Annotated in this window: 12 protein-coding genes; 8 read left to right on the plus strand and 4 right to left on the minus strand. The window is 54.7% G+C overall.

Annotated elements, in window-relative coordinates:
- Positions 1-12 precede the first annotated feature (12 nt).
- A complete protein-coding gene (locus ACQKP2_RS09815) occupies positions 13-648 on the plus strand; it encodes an NADH:ubiquinone oxidoreductase subunit N (protein WP_427576072.1) in 636 nt (211 codons plus the stop codon).
- Positions 649-978: 330 nt separating this feature from the next.
- Positions 979-2,487 (plus strand): YdgA family protein, encoded by a 1,509-nt coding sequence (locus ACQKP2_RS09820; protein ID WP_427576073.1) that lies wholly within the window; start codon positions 979-981, stop codon positions 2,485-2,487.
- Positions 2,488-2,549: 62 nt separating this feature from the next.
- Here ACQKP2_RS09820 and ACQKP2_RS09825 read toward each other — a convergent pair whose 3' ends face one another.
- Entirely contained in the window at positions 2,550-4,073 is a 1,524-nt protein-coding gene (locus ACQKP2_RS09825) for an FAD-dependent oxidoreductase (RefSeq protein WP_427576074.1), read from the minus strand.
- Positions 4,074-4,212: 139 nt separating this feature from the next.
- Between ACQKP2_RS09825 and ACQKP2_RS09830 the strand changes: the two genes are divergently transcribed.
- The 6 genes from ACQKP2_RS09830 to ACQKP2_RS09855 all read left to right on the plus strand — a co-directional run bounded on the left by ACQKP2_RS09830 (position 4,213) and on the right by ACQKP2_RS09855 (position 11,959).
- A complete protein-coding gene (locus ACQKP2_RS09830) occupies positions 4,213-4,773 on the plus strand; it encodes a YbhB/YbcL family Raf kinase inhibitor-like protein (protein ID WP_427576075.1) in 561 nt (186 codons plus the stop codon).
- A 77-nt stretch (positions 4,774-4,850) separates the two neighbouring features.
- A complete protein-coding gene (locus ACQKP2_RS09835) occupies positions 4,851-5,084 on the plus strand; it encodes a hypothetical protein (RefSeq protein WP_427576095.1) in 234 nt (77 codons plus the stop codon).
- A 175-nt stretch (positions 5,085-5,259) separates the two neighbouring features.
- The gene (locus tag ACQKP2_RS09840; RefSeq protein ID WP_427576076.1) at positions 5,260-6,717 is read left to right on the plus strand and encodes a DUF3375 domain-containing protein; all 1,458 of its coding nucleotides are present in this window, start codon (positions 5,260-5,262) and stop codon (positions 6,715-6,717) included.
- Positions 6,704-7,423: a DUF4194 domain-containing protein gene (locus tag ACQKP2_RS09845; RefSeq protein ID WP_427576077.1), complete on the plus strand. Its 720-nt coding sequence runs from the start codon at positions 6,704-6,706 to the stop codon at positions 7,421-7,423. The genes ACQKP2_RS09840 and ACQKP2_RS09845 overlap by 14 nt, the downstream gene beginning before the upstream one ends.
- Positions 7,420-10,794 carry an ATP-binding protein gene (locus ACQKP2_RS09850; RefSeq protein WP_427576078.1) on the plus strand — a complete coding sequence of 1,125 codons (3,375 nt, stop codon included), beginning with the start codon at positions 7,420-7,422 and terminating at the stop codon, positions 10,792-10,794. Before ACQKP2_RS09845 ends, ACQKP2_RS09850 begins: the two co-directional genes overlap by 4 nt.
- The gene (locus tag ACQKP2_RS09855; RefSeq protein ID WP_427576079.1) at positions 10,781-11,959 is read left to right on the plus strand and encodes a Wadjet anti-phage system protein JetD domain-containing protein; all 1,179 of its coding nucleotides are present in this window, start codon (positions 10,781-10,783) and stop codon (positions 11,957-11,959) included. The genes ACQKP2_RS09850 and ACQKP2_RS09855 overlap by 14 nt, the downstream gene beginning before the upstream one ends.
- 53 nt (positions 11,960-12,012) lie before the next feature.
- Here the strand turns inward: ACQKP2_RS09855 and ACQKP2_RS09860 are convergent, their stop codons facing one another.
- The 3 genes from ACQKP2_RS09860 to ACQKP2_RS09870 are packed head-to-tail and all read right to left on the minus strand — an operon-like array spanning position 12,013 to position 17,185.
- Positions 12,013-12,807 carry a M48 family metallopeptidase gene (locus ACQKP2_RS09860; protein ID WP_427576080.1) on the minus strand — a complete coding sequence of 265 codons (795 nt, stop codon included), beginning with the start codon at positions 12,805-12,807 and terminating at the stop codon, positions 12,013-12,015.
- Positions 12,804-16,082 (minus strand): type I restriction endonuclease subunit R, encoded by a 3,279-nt coding sequence (locus ACQKP2_RS09865; RefSeq protein ID WP_427576081.1) that lies wholly within the window; start codon positions 16,080-16,082, stop codon positions 12,804-12,806. The genes ACQKP2_RS09860 and ACQKP2_RS09865 overlap by 4 nt, the downstream gene beginning before the upstream one ends.
- A complete protein-coding gene (locus ACQKP2_RS09870) occupies positions 16,082-17,185 on the minus strand; it encodes a PD-(D/E)XK nuclease family protein (protein WP_427576082.1) in 1,104 nt (367 codons plus the stop codon). The genes ACQKP2_RS09865 and ACQKP2_RS09870 overlap by 1 nt, the downstream gene beginning before the upstream one ends.
- Positions 17,186-17,194 lie beyond the last annotated feature (9 nt).

Raw genomic sequence — 17,194 nt, forward strand, 5'->3', positions numbered from 1 at the left:
GGGAAACCAATAATGAAAAACCCTTATGCTCTCGGCTTCTGGTGTGCCGTCGTGGCGTTAGTGCTGCTTACGGCCACGTACTTCTACGGCATCATGCTGGCCCACCAGATCGACACGGCGCTGGTATTTCTCGATAGCGCGGTCGCACTGATCGCCGCGATGTCCATCGTGGTGGTGGCCTGGGCATCGGTCCAGACTCAACGGATCAAAAAAAGACAACTCGAACAAGGCAAGACCCTGGTGCTGATCTGGGACACCAAGGTGGCGCTGCGCCGTGTCGAAACGGTGTTCGACCGCTATTTCTGGGGCAGCTACTGGCAACCGGGGCGCACCTTCCAGGAGGTCATGGGCGAGCTCACCGGCACGCCGCTGGAAAAGAGCCTCGAAACCCTGAAAAAACAATGCCTGGAGCTGGACAAACAAGTCGCCGACGATGGTCGGCACTGGCTCAATAACGCCCGGGAGCTGGCGGATGTCGCCACGGCCATGGCCCGTGAGCGCTATCAACTGGACTTCTGTGACCCCCGTGGGGACGTGACGGGCGGGGCTGTGATCAATCGGGATTTCGAAGTGCTGGTGTACACCTGGACCGCACGGCTCAAAACCTTCGATCATCAGCTCGATGAGATCGAAGTGCAGTATTCCTGACGGCATTTTGCTCGTAGGAGCCAGGCTCGCCGGCGAAGAACGATAACGCGGTGGAGCAGATACACCGTGCTGTCTGGTTCGCGGGCAAGCCTCGCTCCTACGGGATCACGCCTGTTGGAGCGAGGTTTGCCCGCGAAGGCGTTCTTCCTGCCACCGAAATGTTCCCCCCGCTTTTGGAACCCTCAAACACTCCTTCACCTTTAATCATTGGGCCGCCCCGCGTGCCGGATGCTAATCTGCACCCCACTCAAAGCGGAGTCGAGCCGCAACCCGTCATGGGTTCAGGGAAGACGACCACACCTTCAACAACGGACATTGATCGGGTCATTCATGAATAAATCAGCAGGCGTGCTTCTGGGAATCGTTGTCGCCATCGGCGCAATCAGCGTCGGTGGTGCCTGGTACACCGGCACCAAAATCGAAAGCGTGCTGAACACCTCCCTGGCGGACGCCAATCAACAACTGCAGGCCGCGCTGGTCGGGCACAAAGGCAGCGCTTCGCTGGAACTGGTGTCGCTGGAGCGCCATTTGTTCAGCAGCACCGCGCACTATCGCCTCAAGGCAGAAGGTGAAATGTTCGGCGAGGAGCCGGTCGAGCTGTTGTTTGTCGATCATCTGCAACACGGCCCGCTGCCGTTTTCGCGTCTGGTGTCGCTGAAGTGGCTGCCGGTCATGGCCAGCAGTCACTACGAACTGGAAAAAACGCCGCTCACGGAAAAATGGTTCGCCGCCACCAAAGACGCTTCGCCGCTCAAAGGCGTGGTCAACATCGGTTATGACAACTCCACCAGCGGTACGCTGGAGTTGCTCCCGCTGGAAACGGCTCTGGATGACAAGTCCAGCATGAAGTTCTCGGGGATGAAAATCGATGTCGCGGCGACCGCCCAGGCGCAAAAGGTCAAGGCCGATGGCTATATGGACAGCCTGAAGGTGACCACTGTGACCGAAGATCAGGCGCCGGTGCAGGTCGAATTGAACGGCCTGACCCTGGCCAGCAACCTGAGCAAAAGCACCTACGGTTATTACACCGGCGAGAACACCCTGACGCTGAGCAACAGCAAAACCACATTCGGTCCGAAACAGTCGGTGCTGGGTTTCAAGAACTTTGAAATGAAGAACCAGACCGAAGAAAAGGGCACCAGCGCTTCCGGGCGAGCCGATTACAAGGTTGGCGAAGTGTCCCTGAACGGCAAGGCCATCGGTTCTGCACAAATGGCCCTGAGCCTGAAGAATCTCGACGTTCCCTCTGCCATGGCGCTGATGCAGGTTTACCAGACCCGGTTGCAACCCTACGAACAGGCCGTCGCCGAGGCGACGGAGGCGGGCCAGCCGGCACCGGAACTGAACCTGACCGAAGCCGAAGAAGCGCAGCTCAAATCCAATCTGGAGCAATTGCTGGCGGCGGGCCCGCAAGTGGCGGTTGAAAACCTGTCGTTCAACACCACCAATGGTGAAAGCCGCGCCAATCTGGTGCTTGACCTGACCAAGCCGCAATCGATCGACCTGCCGGCCGACCAGTTGCTCAGGCAACTGATCGCGCTACTGGACGTCAATCTGCAAGTGTCCAAGCCGATGCTTGTCGACGTGCTCAGCGTGCAGTCGCAAATCGACGGCCAGACCGACGCCAAGCTGGTCTCCGATCAAGCCACGGCCACCGCCGACATGTTCAGCAGCATGGCGGTCGGCTCCCAGCTGGCAAAACTGGAGGGCAACAACATCGTTGCAAAACTGCATTACGCCAACAATCAGGTGGAATTCAACGGCCAGAAAATGACCGTTGAAGAGTTTGCAGGCTTCCTGTTCAGCAAGTTCGGTGGAGCTGGCGGCGTGGCCCAGTAAAACAGTCCTCTGCATGACAACGCCCGGTGCCGGCCCTGAGCAGGCACCGGGCGTTTTGCTTTTCATTCCCTGATCAGCCGCCACGCTTCATCCACTGACAGCGGCTGTTTCATCCGTTCGGCGAGCATGGCCACTGTCTGCTCCCGATCGCAGGCCACGGCGGCGGTCACCACACCGTTTTTTCCGAACAGGCCGATAAAGGGCGGATTGAAGGGGTCGCCTTCGAACTCGACTTCATCCCAGGCTTCGGTGTGGCCGAGGTAGTCGTAGTTTTTGCCGAAATGCCAGGTCCAGAAATAAGGCACGTCGAGGTAATGCTCATCCCCGCCCAGCATGTTTGCCGCGGCAATCCGCGCCTGCTGTTGGGCCAGGCGCCAGTGTTCGATGCGCAGGGGCTGGCCGTTGAGCGGGAACGTGGCGATATCGCCGGCGGCCCAGAGCCCGCCGGTCACGCGCATGCCGCCATCGACGCTTAGCGAGCGGTCCTTCTCCTTGGGTAGATCGGCAAAGGGGTCCGTTGCGGGGCTGACGCCAACCCCCATCAGCACCAGATCCGCCGGCAGGCGTTGGCCATTATCCAGCAGCACTGCCTGGACCTTGTTCGTGCCCTCTATCTGCACGGCCTCGCCGTCGGTATGGAACACAAGGCCATTGGCTTCATGCAGGGCAAGGATTGCCTTGCCGACAGCCTCGCCGAACTGTTTGGCCAAAGGTACCGGGTGCCGGGCCAGGACAGTGACGTCGAGGCCGTACTGGCGCAAGGACGAAGCCGATTCCATGGCGATAAAGCTGTCGCCGATGATCACCGCGCGCTGACCGGGTTTGGCGCTGTCCAGAATCTGCTGTGCATCGGCCCTGGTGCGTAACACGAACACCTGTGGCAGGTCGGCGCCGGGCAGCGCCAGCCGATTCGGCGCGCCGCCGGTTGCCAGCAGTGCGGCGTCATACTGGATGGCTCGGCCATCGTTGAGCCGCAGTGTCCGGTTTGTGGCGTCGAGTCCCGTCACTTCGGCATGAATTCGTTCGATGCGTTGCTCGCGATAGAAGTCTTCATCGCACAGCGACGGGACTTCATCCGGAGGTGTTTCTGCGCTGATGACAAATTTGCTCAGGAGGGTGCGGTCGTAACCGGGGGCGTTTTCGCGGTCGATCAACAGTACCCGGCCGCCGAAGCCTTTCTCGCGCAGCGCCGCTGCAGCCGCCGTGCCTGCGGCGCCGGCTCCGACAATCACGAAGGTGCGCGCATCGTCGGCCGGTGGGGTGTGGGTATCCTGCAGCGATTGATCACCCACCCAGACCTCGCCGTCACGTATTTCCAGGGGATAGCGCTTGAGACTCTCCAGAGCGGGCGGCTCACACAATCCACCGTCCTCGATGCGAAATTGAGCCTTGTGCCACGGGCACGTCAGGCGCCCGTTGCAGACTGCGCCTTCGGCCAGCGGCGCTCCGGCATGGGGGCATTGGCCTTGATAGGCACGCAATTGTTCGCCGACCTTCAGCAGCAGGATCTGGTTGTCCCCGATCTGCACTTCCAGGCCTCGATGTTCGGAAATATCGGCAAAACGGGCAACGCGATGCAGGGTCATGATCGCTCTCCAGACAGGCGTTTCTCTTAAGAGTCTGGCCCCAATCCTGAGGTTCAGCCAAATCCCCCTGCCACGGCGCCTGCGCTCCGGCTATAGTTTGCACGCCAACGATGGCTCAACACGCACAAGGTGCTCCGGTATGACCCGATTGACCGCTCTGAATCCATGGCTGGCGGCCGTAGCCGTTGCCTTTTGCGTGCAGTTTCCGGCGCAGGCTGTGGAACGTTTCACCCTTAACATTCCGGGTGTATCGGATGACCGCCTCTTCACCTCGGCCGCCGCCAGCGATGCCCAGGGTTGCGGCGGGCACAACGTATCACCGGCGCTGAGCTGGAGTGCCGGTCCGGCAGGCACCCTGAGCTATGCCATCGTCATGCACGATCCGGACGGGCAGAAAGGTCAGGGCGTCGATCATTGGGTGCATTACGGCATCAAGGCCACCACTCGCCAGATTCCTGCCGGCGTCGGCGCCAAGTCCGCGCTCGAGGGCATGAGCGGCACCAACAGCAAAGGCTCGACCGGTTATATCGGCCCGTGCCCGCCCGTGGGCGACAGTGCGCACCATTACATCATCCAGATCTACGCCCTGGACCTGGCCCCGGAAGCCTTGCCCGCCGGCTTGAGCCGCGCCCAGCTGCTGGAAAAAATCAAAGGCCATGTGCTGAGAAACAGCAGCGTCGTGCGCCGTTACCACCGCTAAGCACTTTCACGAAAAACCGAAGTGCGCAGCGTTCGGGGGATTTGGCATCCTGACCCGAATGCGCGCACTATCGGGCCATAGCCGATGCGTTGGAGGATGCCGTGGCAAAAAAAATCGACCGCATCGCCCAAATGCTCAACTGCCCGGAAAAGGGAGAAGAACTTCGGCGTGCGATAACCGAGAGTCGCAAGGACTTTCTGTTGAATCAGCCGGACGCCGACGTCGCCGATGAAGAAGACTTTCTCGAAGAGGAAGATTTCGACGACGATGAGGATGATGAATACGACGAGTTCGACTGGACGACGGAATGAAAAAACCGCCTTTGGCGGTTTTTTTGTTTAGTGCGTGACCGGTGCGTAGGATCGAATGACTGATTTTTCAAGAGTTTTGGTAGTCCGTTTCCGTGATTGTTCGGAATCACCGCTCAAGCGGTAGTTTGGTTAAAGTTTGTAGTTACCATGGGGCATCGCTTCCTGGGAGCAACCAATGAAAGCCGAGAAAACCATTGCCACCTATCGTCGTTTTAGGACCTTACCTCTATGGCGGCTTCTAGCATCGGACCACGGTCCTCTGGTCTTGGGGTTGCTTCAGACTTTTCTTTATGAGAACGACCGTAGTCTACCGGCCTCTATCTTTCATGAGCGTATTGAACGAGAGCTCGAAGAACTACGGGCGCGAGGTGAAAAGCTGGCGACAGCACAAATCTATGTTGCGGGATGGCTGGCGGACGGGTACCTCGAGAGACGCTTTCCACCGGGTGCTTTAGAGGAAGAGTACGAGCTGACTACTGCTGCTGTAGAGGCGGTTCGTTTTGTTTCAAGCATGGAGCAGCCTTACTCCGCGGCAACTGAGAGCCGTTTGACGTTGGTTATTCAGGCACTCGTTCATTTGGCCGAGGATACCGATCAGGATAAACATCGTCGTATCGATCGCTTGTTGACTGAGCAGGCTCGTATCAGCAAAGAAATAGAAGCCATTCAGGATGGGACGATTCGAGTGCTTGCCGATGCATCAGCGGTGGAGCGGGCACGCGAAATCATCGCATTAGCTGACGGCCTGACAGGCGACTTTCGCCGCGTCCGCGACCAGTTCGACCAGCTCAATCGAGGGCTGAGGGAGCGGATCATGGACAACCATGGCAATCGGGGGGACACACTTGGCTCTCTTTTCGCCGGGATAGACCTGATCGGTGAAAGTGAGGCGGGTAGAACATTTTCTGCGTTTTGGCGATTACTCACAGATCCTGAACAGGCGGCCACTCTAGACCAAGCGCTGGATAGCGTGATGTCAAGGGAGTTTGTATCCCTTTTAGACGGCAAAGACCGGCGTTTTTTGCTTCGTATGTCGCGTAATCTGCTGGAACAGGGAGGAGCAGTCCACGATGTCCTGCAAACCTTTGCTCGCAGCCTTAGGCACTTCGTACAAAGTCGTGAGTACCTTGAGCAGCGACGCCTGAACCAACTGCTCAAAGATGCTCAACGTGCAGCTTTGGCATTGAAGGATGAGGTCAAGGCCACAGAAGCATTGAATTACAGTCTGGATTTGACCAGCGCCAAAATTTGGTCTTATTCCCAATGGGGGCTCTACGACCCATCTCTACAGGCTTTACCGGATCAAATGCGTGAAGGCGATGCCCCACCCATCGATTTAGAGTCTGTGGGAAATCTGGTCGCCCAGTCGGAGATCGATTTTCGCACCTTAAAAGCCAATGTTCGTGAGGTACTCACCCTCAGAGCTCAGGCAACCATTGCAGAGGTCCTTGAGCTATTTCCTGCTGAGCAGGGGCTTGGAAGCGTAATCGGGCTGCTGGCACTCGGCAGCCGTCACGGTTTCAGGGGCCAAAGCCACGAAATGGTGAACTGGGTGGGGGGTGACAATCGGGCACGTGGGGCTCGCATACCCACACTCATATTCACAAGGGAGCGAATTGATGAACTGGTCTGAACACTTCCCTCCAGGGTTGCCGGATTCTGAACCGGAAAGCGAGCCCCCGAAGCCAGTTGAACACGAAAACGAAAATGCATTGTTCGTTAACGACAGCGGTGAATTACCGCTTGATACTCGTCGAGCATTAGTACAACTGCTTGCGGGGCCTTCTTTGGATGGAAGACGGCACTCAAAGCTCTGGCCGGTCCTGATTCGTGATGAGGCGGTGATTCGCCGTCGCCTTGCAGATTTGTTTCTGGAGTTGGTCATTGATGTTGATCTGGAGGTGGCATTTACCCGTCAGGCAGACACCGGAGACCTTGAGGTCCCCAGACTACTTCGCCGTGCCCATTTGACCTTCATTGACTCCATTCTGCTATTACATCTACGGCACTTGCTGACTCAAGCTGAAGCCCGAGGAGAGCGGGCTGTTGTCTCGGTTGAAGAAATCGTCGAGTTTCTTCATTTGTATGAGCGAGCCGGCAGTACTGATCGTGCGGGTTTTACCAAGCGGGTACACGCGTCCATAGAGAAAATAAAAAAACACAGCATTTTGCAGAAAATCCGCCACGGTGCGGATCGATTGGAAATTTCTCCTACTCTGAAGCTACTTTTTTCAGCAGAGGAAATACAGCTTCTTACTAGCCTGTACCAGCGAATGGCTGCGGGCGAGTTGTCCATGGATCAGGGCAACTTTACTCAAGACCAAGGAGCAGACGAATGATTCCAGTTCCTCAAACCGGCCTGCTGTTTGAACGAGAGCAGTTCCGTATGTCGCGGTTGCAGGTGTTCAACTGGGGCACATTTTCCGGTATCCACGACGTCCCAATAGCAGATCGTGGTTTTCTCTTTGTCGGTCGTTCTGGTGCAGGAAAATCGACTTTGCTAGACGCGTTTTCAGCTTTGCTGGTTCCGCCGCAGTGGGTGGATTTCAATGCGGCCGCGCGAGAGGCGGAGAAGACTGGTCGGGACCGTAATCTGGTCAGCTACGTACGGGGTGCCTGGGCTGAGCAGAAAGATGGCGAATCCGGTGAAATCGCTACTCGCTATCTGCGCACGGGGACGACCTGGTCTGCTTTGGCGCTCACTTACCGCAACGAACTTGGCCAGAGGGTCGTGCTCGTTCGACTTTTCTGGATACGTGGCAATGCGAACGGTTTAACTGACGTTAGCCTTCAGTACCTAATTTTCGAGAGAGATTTCGAACTACGCGAACTGGACGCGTTTGCACATTGGAATTTTGATGTACGCAAGCTGAATCAAGCATTCCCCGAGGCCTTCAGCCAAAACAAATTTCGGGCTTACTGCGAACGCTTTTGCCGAATTCTTGGAATAGAAAGCGAAATGGCGCTTCGATTGCTTCATAAGACGCAATCGGCCAAAAATCTGGGAGATCTCAATACTTTCCTCCGTGATTTCATGCTCGACAAACCCCCAACCTTTGAGGTGGCCGACCGGTTGGTGAGTGAGTTCGCAGAGCTTAACGGTGCGCATCAGGCAGTGGTCACTGCTCGTGAGCAGGTCCAGACTCTTGTTCCGGCGCGCGACATGCATGAAGGGATGCAAACACTGCAGCTTGAGCGTAATGGTCTTGAAGAGTTGCAGGCGGGAATCGACAGCTATCGAGAAACGTTACGTATTGACTTGTTAGAGAAACATATTGCGGAGCTATTCATTCAATCTGAAGGGCAGCAAGGAGAGCGGGACCGTCGTAAAGCAATTCTCAGTAACCATACAACCGGGTTGCACGATCTGGAGCGTCAGCACCGAGAAATGGGTGGGGACCAGATCGAGCAATGGAAGACCGAAATTGCAACGCTCGCAGAGCAGCGAGCAGAACGATTGCGTAAGCGTGAGCAGGCCAACGAGGCTTGCAAAAAGCTTGGCTGGAACTTGCGGGAGACGCCTCAGGGATTCGCCGAGCAGGTGGGTGAAGCGCGGGAAGAAATTGAGCAATGGGAAAGTGGTAGCAATGATTGCCGGGAGCAGCAGGTCCGGCTTAGCGGCGAAAAACAGCAGGCAGAAGCCGCATTCACGTCTACCGTGAAAGAGGTTGAGGCGCTTAGGCGTCAACCGTCCAACATCCCGGCGGAAATGTTAGAGCTGCGCAATGAGATTGTCTCAGCCATCGGCCTGGCTGATAACGCATTGCCTTTCGTCGGGGAGCTAATTGAAGTCAAAGCCGACGCTGGGTCATGGCAGGGCGCTATTGAACGGGTTTTGCGCGGTTTCGCACTGTCACTGTTAGTGGACGAACGACACTACGCTGCATTGTCGACACACCTGAACAACACGCAGCTTGGGAAACGCCTGGTTTATTACCGCACAGGGCGGGTGGAGTCGTTTCAATCCAAGCCCATCAGCAATGACTCTCTTGTCCTGAAGCTGAACGTCAAGGACGGGACACAGGCGAACTGGCTGAAAAGCGAATTGCAGCAACGATTCAACTACAGTTGCGTTGATTCCGTGCAGATGTTTCGAAACGCGGAGCGAGCCCTCACGAAGGAAGGGCAAATCAAGCATAGTAAAACCCGACACGAAAAGGATGATCGCCGTAAAGTCGATGACCGTCGCAATTGGGTATTGGGCTTCAATAACCGCGACAAACTGGAGCTATTCGAACAACAGGCACGGCAGTTAGCCGACCATGCTGCCGAGCTCAGCCGTAAACTCAAAGTGCTTGTGGATCATGATAAAGCGCAGCGAGCTCGCGCTATGCATTGGCAGACGCTGGTGAACTTACGTTGGCAAGAGATTGATGCCGCTGCGGTTCTTGATCGAATCTCGACGTTGGTACGACAAATCAGGGATGTTCAGTCTGGGAATATTGCTCTGCAACATATCGGCGAGCAGATTGAATCGCTGAGAAAGCAAATTGAAAAGGCCAACGAGTCGTTACGTGAAATCGAGATTGCTGAGGCAGCTACCAGCGTGCTGATTGCCACTCAGCAGAAAAAACTTCAAGACCTTCAAGTCGATGACTCTTTAGTTGCACTGACGCCCGGTCAACAGCGAGGTCTTGCAGAGCGTTACTCCCATCTGCCAGACACTGTTCGGCTTGAAAATCTCGATCGCCTGACCACTCTTCTTGAAAGAAAAATGCGCGATGAGATCGGGGACTTCAGTTTAAAAATTAGTCAGCTCGCCAACGGTATTGAGCAACACTTTGCCGAGTTCAAGCGCAGATGGCCCCTCGATGCGGGGGATCTGGACACTAGCTTGCTGAGTGCAGCAGATTTTTTTGCAAAACTGATTCGATTGGAAACCGATGGTCTACCTGCGTATGAGCAGCACTTCTTCGATCTCCTTCGTAATCAAAGCCATCAGAATCTTGCGGCACTCTCTACCTATCTGAACGACGCCAGAAAGGCGATTCTGGAACGTATGGAATTGGTGAACGAAAGCCTCAATCAAGTGCCATTCAACGAGAGTGTCAGCCAGAAAACGTATCTGCACATTGACGTCAATGATCGACAGTTGTCAGCTGTCAGGGAGTTCAAGCAGGACATCCAGGAAGCCATGCGTCACGCCTGGTCGGATGATCGCGAATTTGCCGAATCGCGATTCATGACATTACGTCAACTCGTCGACAAACTTTCTAGCCAGGAGCCTGAGCATAAACGGTGGCGTGACGCGGCGCTGGACGTACGTCAACACGTTGAATTCATCGGTCGTGAAATTGATGAAGAGGGCTTCGAGGTCGAAATTTATCGAAGTGGTGCGGGTAAATCCGGAGGGCAGCGCCAGAAACTCGCCACTACCTGTCTGGCCGCTGCCCTCAGGTATCAATTGGGTGGTAATGACCACGGTGTTCCCATGTATGCGCCTGTTGTGCTCGACGAGGCCTTCGACAAGGCGGATAACGAGTTCACAACGCTGGCGATGAACATATTTACCAATTTCGGTTTTCAAATGATTGTGGCCACCCCTCTAAAGTCAGTAATGACGTTGGAGCCCTTTATCGGTGGCGCTTGTTTTGTGGATATCAGCGACCGCCGAACTTCTGGTGTCTTGTTGATCGAATACGACGACGACCGTTGCAGGCTTAAGTTGCCGGAACATGCCAGGGAGGAGGCAAACGTTGAAGACACCTAAGGAAGTGCACACGCAGCTGACGAGAAAATTTCAGAATAAGCATCGCGAATGGCTGCAAGCGCATGTTGCGCAAGAAAGTCACCTCTCCCTTTGGCCCCTGGAGATCAATCTGGGTGTCCCGACGGAGCAGGAAGCGTTGCGCCAACCTGATGGCGTTCTCTGCTGGGTAAATGCCTGGCAAAGTTGGCAGGGGACAGGAGTTTTAGTGTGGGGCGAGCGCCGCTGGCGATCTTTGGGAACCCAGCGCGTTCCGGAAAGGCTGCTATTAGAGGGACCTGCAGACGTCGCTGTTTGGGTCGGTGAAAGCGCGCGATGGGCAAGAGCCTTGGACCGTTATGTGGCATTAGTCGAACGATGGCCCGTGTTGGACGGGGTGGTTGCTCGGTATTTCAATGCACTGGCTGACTACAGTGATGTGGATTTCACCCGTCTCATCGATATGTTGACCTGGATAAGCGAACATCCCGACTCAAACCTCTTCCCTCGACAATTGCCCATCGCTGGTGTTGACAGCAAATGGTTGGATGGTCGTAAAGCCCTGATGGCCGAACTTCTGGCTCACTTACAAAGTGATCCATTGGGCAGCCGTGATTTTTTTCAGCGGTGTGGGCTCAGGCCGTTGCCCCAACTTATGCGCCTGAGGGTCTTGGATCCTGTGCTCCGGCTCCAGTTGAGGGGGCTAGGCGATATCAGTGCACCTTTGGAGCAGTTATCAACCATGGATTTGCCGTTGACCCAGGTGTTCATTGTCGAAAACCTCCAGACGGGACTGGCCTTCGATGAACTCCCCGGGGCGGTTGTTATCATGAGACTAGGCTACGCCGTCGACGTTCTGGGACAACTTCCCTGGCTCGCCAACAAAAAGTGTTTTTACTGGGGTGATTTGGACACACATGGCTTCGCTATTTTGAGTCGTGCGCGAAGTTACCTTCCAGAGCTGCAAAGCCTGATGATGGATGAGCACACATTGTTTTCCCATGAGTCCCTTTGGGGGGAAGAAAAGGATCCTCACCCTGTACTGAAGTTACCCAATCTCCTTGCTTCGGAACAGCTTCTTTATGAGAAGCTCAAGCAAAACAAGCTAGGGCAGAATGTGCGATTGGAACAAGAGCGAATAAGCTGGGATTTTGCTTGGAACACCATACGACAGGTTGGCGAGGATTAAGTGTCTGAGGCGACACCTCTTGTAGAGACACGGCTGCGGCTACACGAAGTGGGCTAGTTGTAATCGGACCTTGGCAGGTCACTTAGCACAAGCGCAGCCATCCCATCCAGTCGTGCTTTGACCTTTTCCCAGTTCGGCATCACTTGCGTTAACAGCCGATAAAAGCGTTCACTGTGGTTGTGTTCGGCGATATGACAGAGCTCGTGAAGGATGACGTAGTCAATGCAGTCGCGAGGCGTTTTGACGAGATGTGGGTTTAGGGTGATACGCCCCTTCGGCGAGCAACTGCCCCACTGAGTCTGCATCGTCTGAATGCGCAGTGGCGGTTCCTCTTCCACCCATAGAGTTTGTTCTAGAACAGCTTGTAAGCGACGCGTGAACACATCCCGTGCGCGGACTCTGTACCAGGCCCTTAGCTGCTCGCGAACGTTTTCTGCGGTTTTATGCCTGACAGAAACCTCGAGTTTTCCTCGCAGCATGCGTACATGCGGAACATCGTTAGGAGCTTCTAGCACCTTGAGCAGGTATTGTTTCCCCAGGTAGTAATGACTCTCTCCGCTGATGTATTGCCTAGGCCTGATATGCGTCAGTTGCGCTCGAAATTGCCGTAGTTGTTGGTAGATCCAACGACCACGATGCTTTAAAACCTGCAGGATGTCTTCGTCGCTGGCTGCAACCGGTGCTTGCACCGACACTCGACAGTCAGGATCAACCTTGATCAGTACTCGTTGAACCTGGCGTGGCTTAGGAGCGCGCTCTACCAAAATCATTTCATCGGCATAGTAAAAACTCAGCCAGTGCTTTGACGGACGTTCATATTCTCCAGGCAACAGAATGGGAACGCTCATGCCGCTCCCAAGCCTACGCGAGTGATTTGAACGACCCATTCAACGATTGTTTTTGCTTGATCCATGCCCGCGCCGATTGCTTTGCATTCCTTGAACATCAGCGGCAGCAATTTCTTGCGAATATCCGCTTCGATGTTTTGAGGGTTGATCGAATGTTCAGCAACGGAGGTAGTAACCATCTCCTCCAGGGTGAAGGCCAATTTGATCCACGTATCCTGAGCCTCAGAGTCCAGTGCAGCAAAAGCGGCGGGTAAGGTCTTTTTGAAGACGCCGTAGTAAGCCTGCGCATGCTTGTTACCGGCAAATGCATTCGGCAACTCATCCAGTTTGCGCGCCTGTACTTGTTGTTCGAATTCAAGGAACAACAGGTATTGCTTCAGTGGATGGTCAAACAGTCTTTCCGCTTCCTCAATGGCTTGACGCAATAGCGTTGAAAACGCCTCCTTGGCATAGGGGTCGTCAAGCAGATCATGCTCGATTATCTTGCTCACTCGAGTCTTGATGATGTCGGTTTCGTTGCGGGTTTTCTCCTCGCTCCACTCTTCAGGCTTTTTCTGCCCCATCTTGCCGACTTCGTAGACGCCGGGAGGGTCGCGTACCTCAACGCCGACTACATGTTTATCGAGCAGCTTGCGAACCTGTTCGGCGTACTGGTCATAGCTAATGGTTTCGCCAGCATCCTGTTTTGCCAGCAGGCGCAGGCTGGAAAGCTGTTTGAGGGTTTCTTTGTAATGGGCACGATCCGCTTCGCTGAAACTAGTGTCTTCGAAGAACGAAGCTGACTGCAGCGCGATTTTCAAGCAGGTAGCGAACTCGGTCAGGGCTTCGTAGAAGTCCTCGCGGACCTTGAGATTAGTATCAACCAGCTCGCCATCTCGCTCCTGCATTCTCGGCACGAGCACATGGCGTAGTTGTTCGATGTCGCCCTTGTTTTTGACGTTGGCAAAGATCGCCCAAAGCGCTTTGTACAGTTGTGGCAGGCGTTTGTATTCGCTGCTCATTGAACTGTAGAGGCCCGCAATATCGTTGATGTCGTAGCCGCCTTGTGTGCGGGAGGCGAGATCCTGGTATTTCTGGATGGTGGTATCCAGTTCGGTGAGAATTTCACCGCGATAGGCGATCAACAAACCGAACTTCTTCAGCGGATGCAGGCGGTTGACCCGGGCAATCGCCTGTATCAGGTTGTGTTCCTTAAGTGGCTTGTCGATGTAAAGCACACTGTTTTTAGGCTCATCGAAGCCAGTCAACAACTTGTCCACAACGATTAGCAGTTTGAGCGAATCATCCTTTTCGAAGCGCTCAATCACTTGTTTGGTATAGGTTTGCTCATCGGTGCTGCCGACGTTTTTGTTCCACCATTGAGTGACCTCGGGAATGGAGGATTCATCGACTTCAAGGTTGCCTTCGCGGCTGTCCGGCGGGCTCATTACCAGCGCGCTTTCGAACAAACCGGCTTCATCGAGGTATTTTTTGTACTTGACCGCTAATGCCTTGCTTTCGCACGCCAGCTGTCCTTTGAGCCCGGCATCAATGTTTTTCACGAAATGGTTGGCAATATCCAAAGCAATCAACCGAATGCGATCATCCGCGCTGTAGACATGCCCTTTTTTGGCGAATTTACGTTTCAGATCGGCTTTTTGTTGATCTGTCAGCCCTTCGGTGATGCGTGCAAACCAACTGTCGATGGCGCGCTCATTAACGTCCAGATCGGGGATACGCTCCTCATAAAGCAAGGGCGTCACGGTTTTGTCTTCAACCGCACGTTGCATCGTGTAGGCATGCACAATGGGGCCGAACTTGTTGGTGGTTTTGTCCTTCTTGAGTAGCGGTGTGCCGGTAAAGGCGACATAGGCAGCATTAGGCAACGCTTGCTTCATGCGGATGTTGTTTTCGCCGCCCTGGCTGCGGTGACCTTCGTCGACCAGCACGATGATGTCTGAACTGGTGTTGATGCACTCAGGCAGTCTGGTAGCGCTGTTGAATTTCTGAATCAGTGAAAAAATGATGCGCTCATGCCCGCTACCAATCTGTTCCGCAAGGCGTGTACCGGAAGTCGCCATGGCGGCTGCACGGTCCTTTTTTCCGGACAGCTCACCGCTTGAGGAAAAAGTCCTGCTCAGTTGGTTTTCCAGATCGATCCGGTCGGTGACAACAACAATGCGGCATTGTTTGAGATCGCTGTGCAGGATCAATGCTTTGCTCAGAAACACCATCGTGAATGACTTACCCGAGCCAGTGGTGTGCCAGATCACCCCACCTTCTCGGCCACCATCCTTGCGTTTGAGGCTGATTCGTTCGATCAGACGCTTGATGCCAAACACTTGTTGGTAGCGGGCGACGACCTTGCCGGCCTTTTTGTCGAACAAGGTGAAATAGCGAATCATCTCCAGTAGGCGAGTGCGGGATAACAGACCGATCAGCAGTTCATCCTGACCTGTTACGGCCAGCTCACCGCCTGCCAACAAACCTTCATACCAAGAGCGGTCACCGGCCGGTCTGTGTGCAAATAGCTTGTTTTTCTTATCAGCGGTGAGGGGGCGATTTTTTATCGCATGCTGCTCGGTCGTGCCGAAGTCTTCTTCGCGCCAGGCCGCCCAGAACTTCGTTGGCGTGCCGCAAGTTGCATAACGTCCGTCGCTACCGTTGATCGAAAGCAATAGTTGGCTGTAGGCAAACAAACGAGGGATTTCCTCGTGGCGTTGGTTACGCAAACTCTGTGAGATACCAGCATCAATGGTTGGGCCCTTCTGGGCATTGCCGTCCGGGCGTTTGGCTTCAATGACAACCAAGGGGATGCCGTTGACGAAGCAGACAATATCCGGGCGTCTTGTCTCAACACCCCCACTGCGAAGTACGCGGAACTCTTCCGTGAACACAAAGCTGTTGTTGCTCAGATCCTGCCAGTCAATCAGCGCGATAGTCGGGTTGGCCCGTTTACCGTCGACAAACTCGGTGACCGAAATTCCATACAACAGGTGGTTGTAAAGCCGTTCGTTGGCGACCTGCAGCCCTTCATTCAGGGCAGGGCTGCAAACTTCGCTGATCAAGTTGTCAATGGTCTTGGGTGACAGTGCACATTCATTGCCACCGAACATGAATCGACGCTTGCTCAGTTGTTCGCGCAGTACATCACGCAGCACGACTTCGTCGGTTTTACCCGCTCTGGCCAGCAACGCTTGATCCGGTGGCAAGAAGTCCCAACCGAGGTTGCTGAGCAGGGCTAGCGCAGGCAATTTGGCGCTGTATTCTTCCTGGAACTTCGGGCCGGAAATCATTAAGCCGTTACCTCATTCGGGATAGCCGAAAACTGTGGGCGCACTTCAGTTTCGAATTTCATCAGTAGCTGCATTTTTTCCGCGACCACTTCAAGAATGGCCTGTTCGTCAAAGTGATCGAGTACCCAACTGAAGGCCAGGATGCTGTTGTTTTTACCTTCGTTCCACATCTTGCTGTGATTGCCTGCAAACAGCAGTCGGCCCTGCTCTGCCAATGTGGCATTCACTTTACAAAGGTAAACACGCACCGAGGGTTTCATTGGGTCACTGGCGCCACTCAGATACAGCACCACGTCCGACCATTGTTCCCAGTTGTTCGAGGCATAACGCAGTGCAGGGCCGTTTTTCCAGTTATGTCGCCGTGTGTAGCGCTCATACCCCGGAACCTCGGCATCCAACTTATGGAGCACTTTTCTATCCAGCGCGTTGATGGCCTGTTCTCTGAGCTGATTAAGCTTGTTGATTTCATGCATGTGCTCGAAAACGAAGCTGATAGCGTCGGCATCCATGGCCTTTTCCATTGTGATGTTTTCCAGATGCAGCAAGAAGTCGCGAGCGAACACCTGCCATTTGTCGAAGGGCTGAGCAATCATGCGTTGCCCGAGTTGTTGGCGTGTGGCCGTAATCAGCATTGAATAGCTCAAGCCATGCCATGACGCCCTAAGGCTGAGGCCTGACGGCGAAAGCACCAGGTAGAACAGCTGGCGCTTTCCATCATTAATCTCTCGTTGGGCATAGTCTTCATAGTCGGTGAAAGGGTTGACTTGGCTATGGGAGATTTTGTTTTCAATCAGCAGGTCCCAGTCATCCCCCGAGAGCACCAGGTCGATACGGTTGCTGTTATAAGTCGCCACTTCACGCCGAGGAGCTGAACGCAGGCTGGGATTGAGTACAGCCATTTCTGGAACACAACTCAACAGCGCACTCAGAAAGCAATCGCCTAACCCATGGGCTTGTGCCGGGTCGAGAAAAAATGCCAACAAATCAGTTGTCGGGTTCTCGTAATAGCCACGGCCACCCAGGGCAAAGATGCTGGTTTCACGCTCCGGCTGATGATGATTATCAGCCTCGGTGAGTAGCGCGCGTAGCTGCTGCAGTTCCATGTTCAAAAT

Source organism: Pseudomonas sp. NPDC089569, from assembly GCF_050280625.1.
GTDB lineage: Bacteria > Pseudomonadota > Gammaproteobacteria > Pseudomonadales > Pseudomonadaceae > Aquipseudomonas.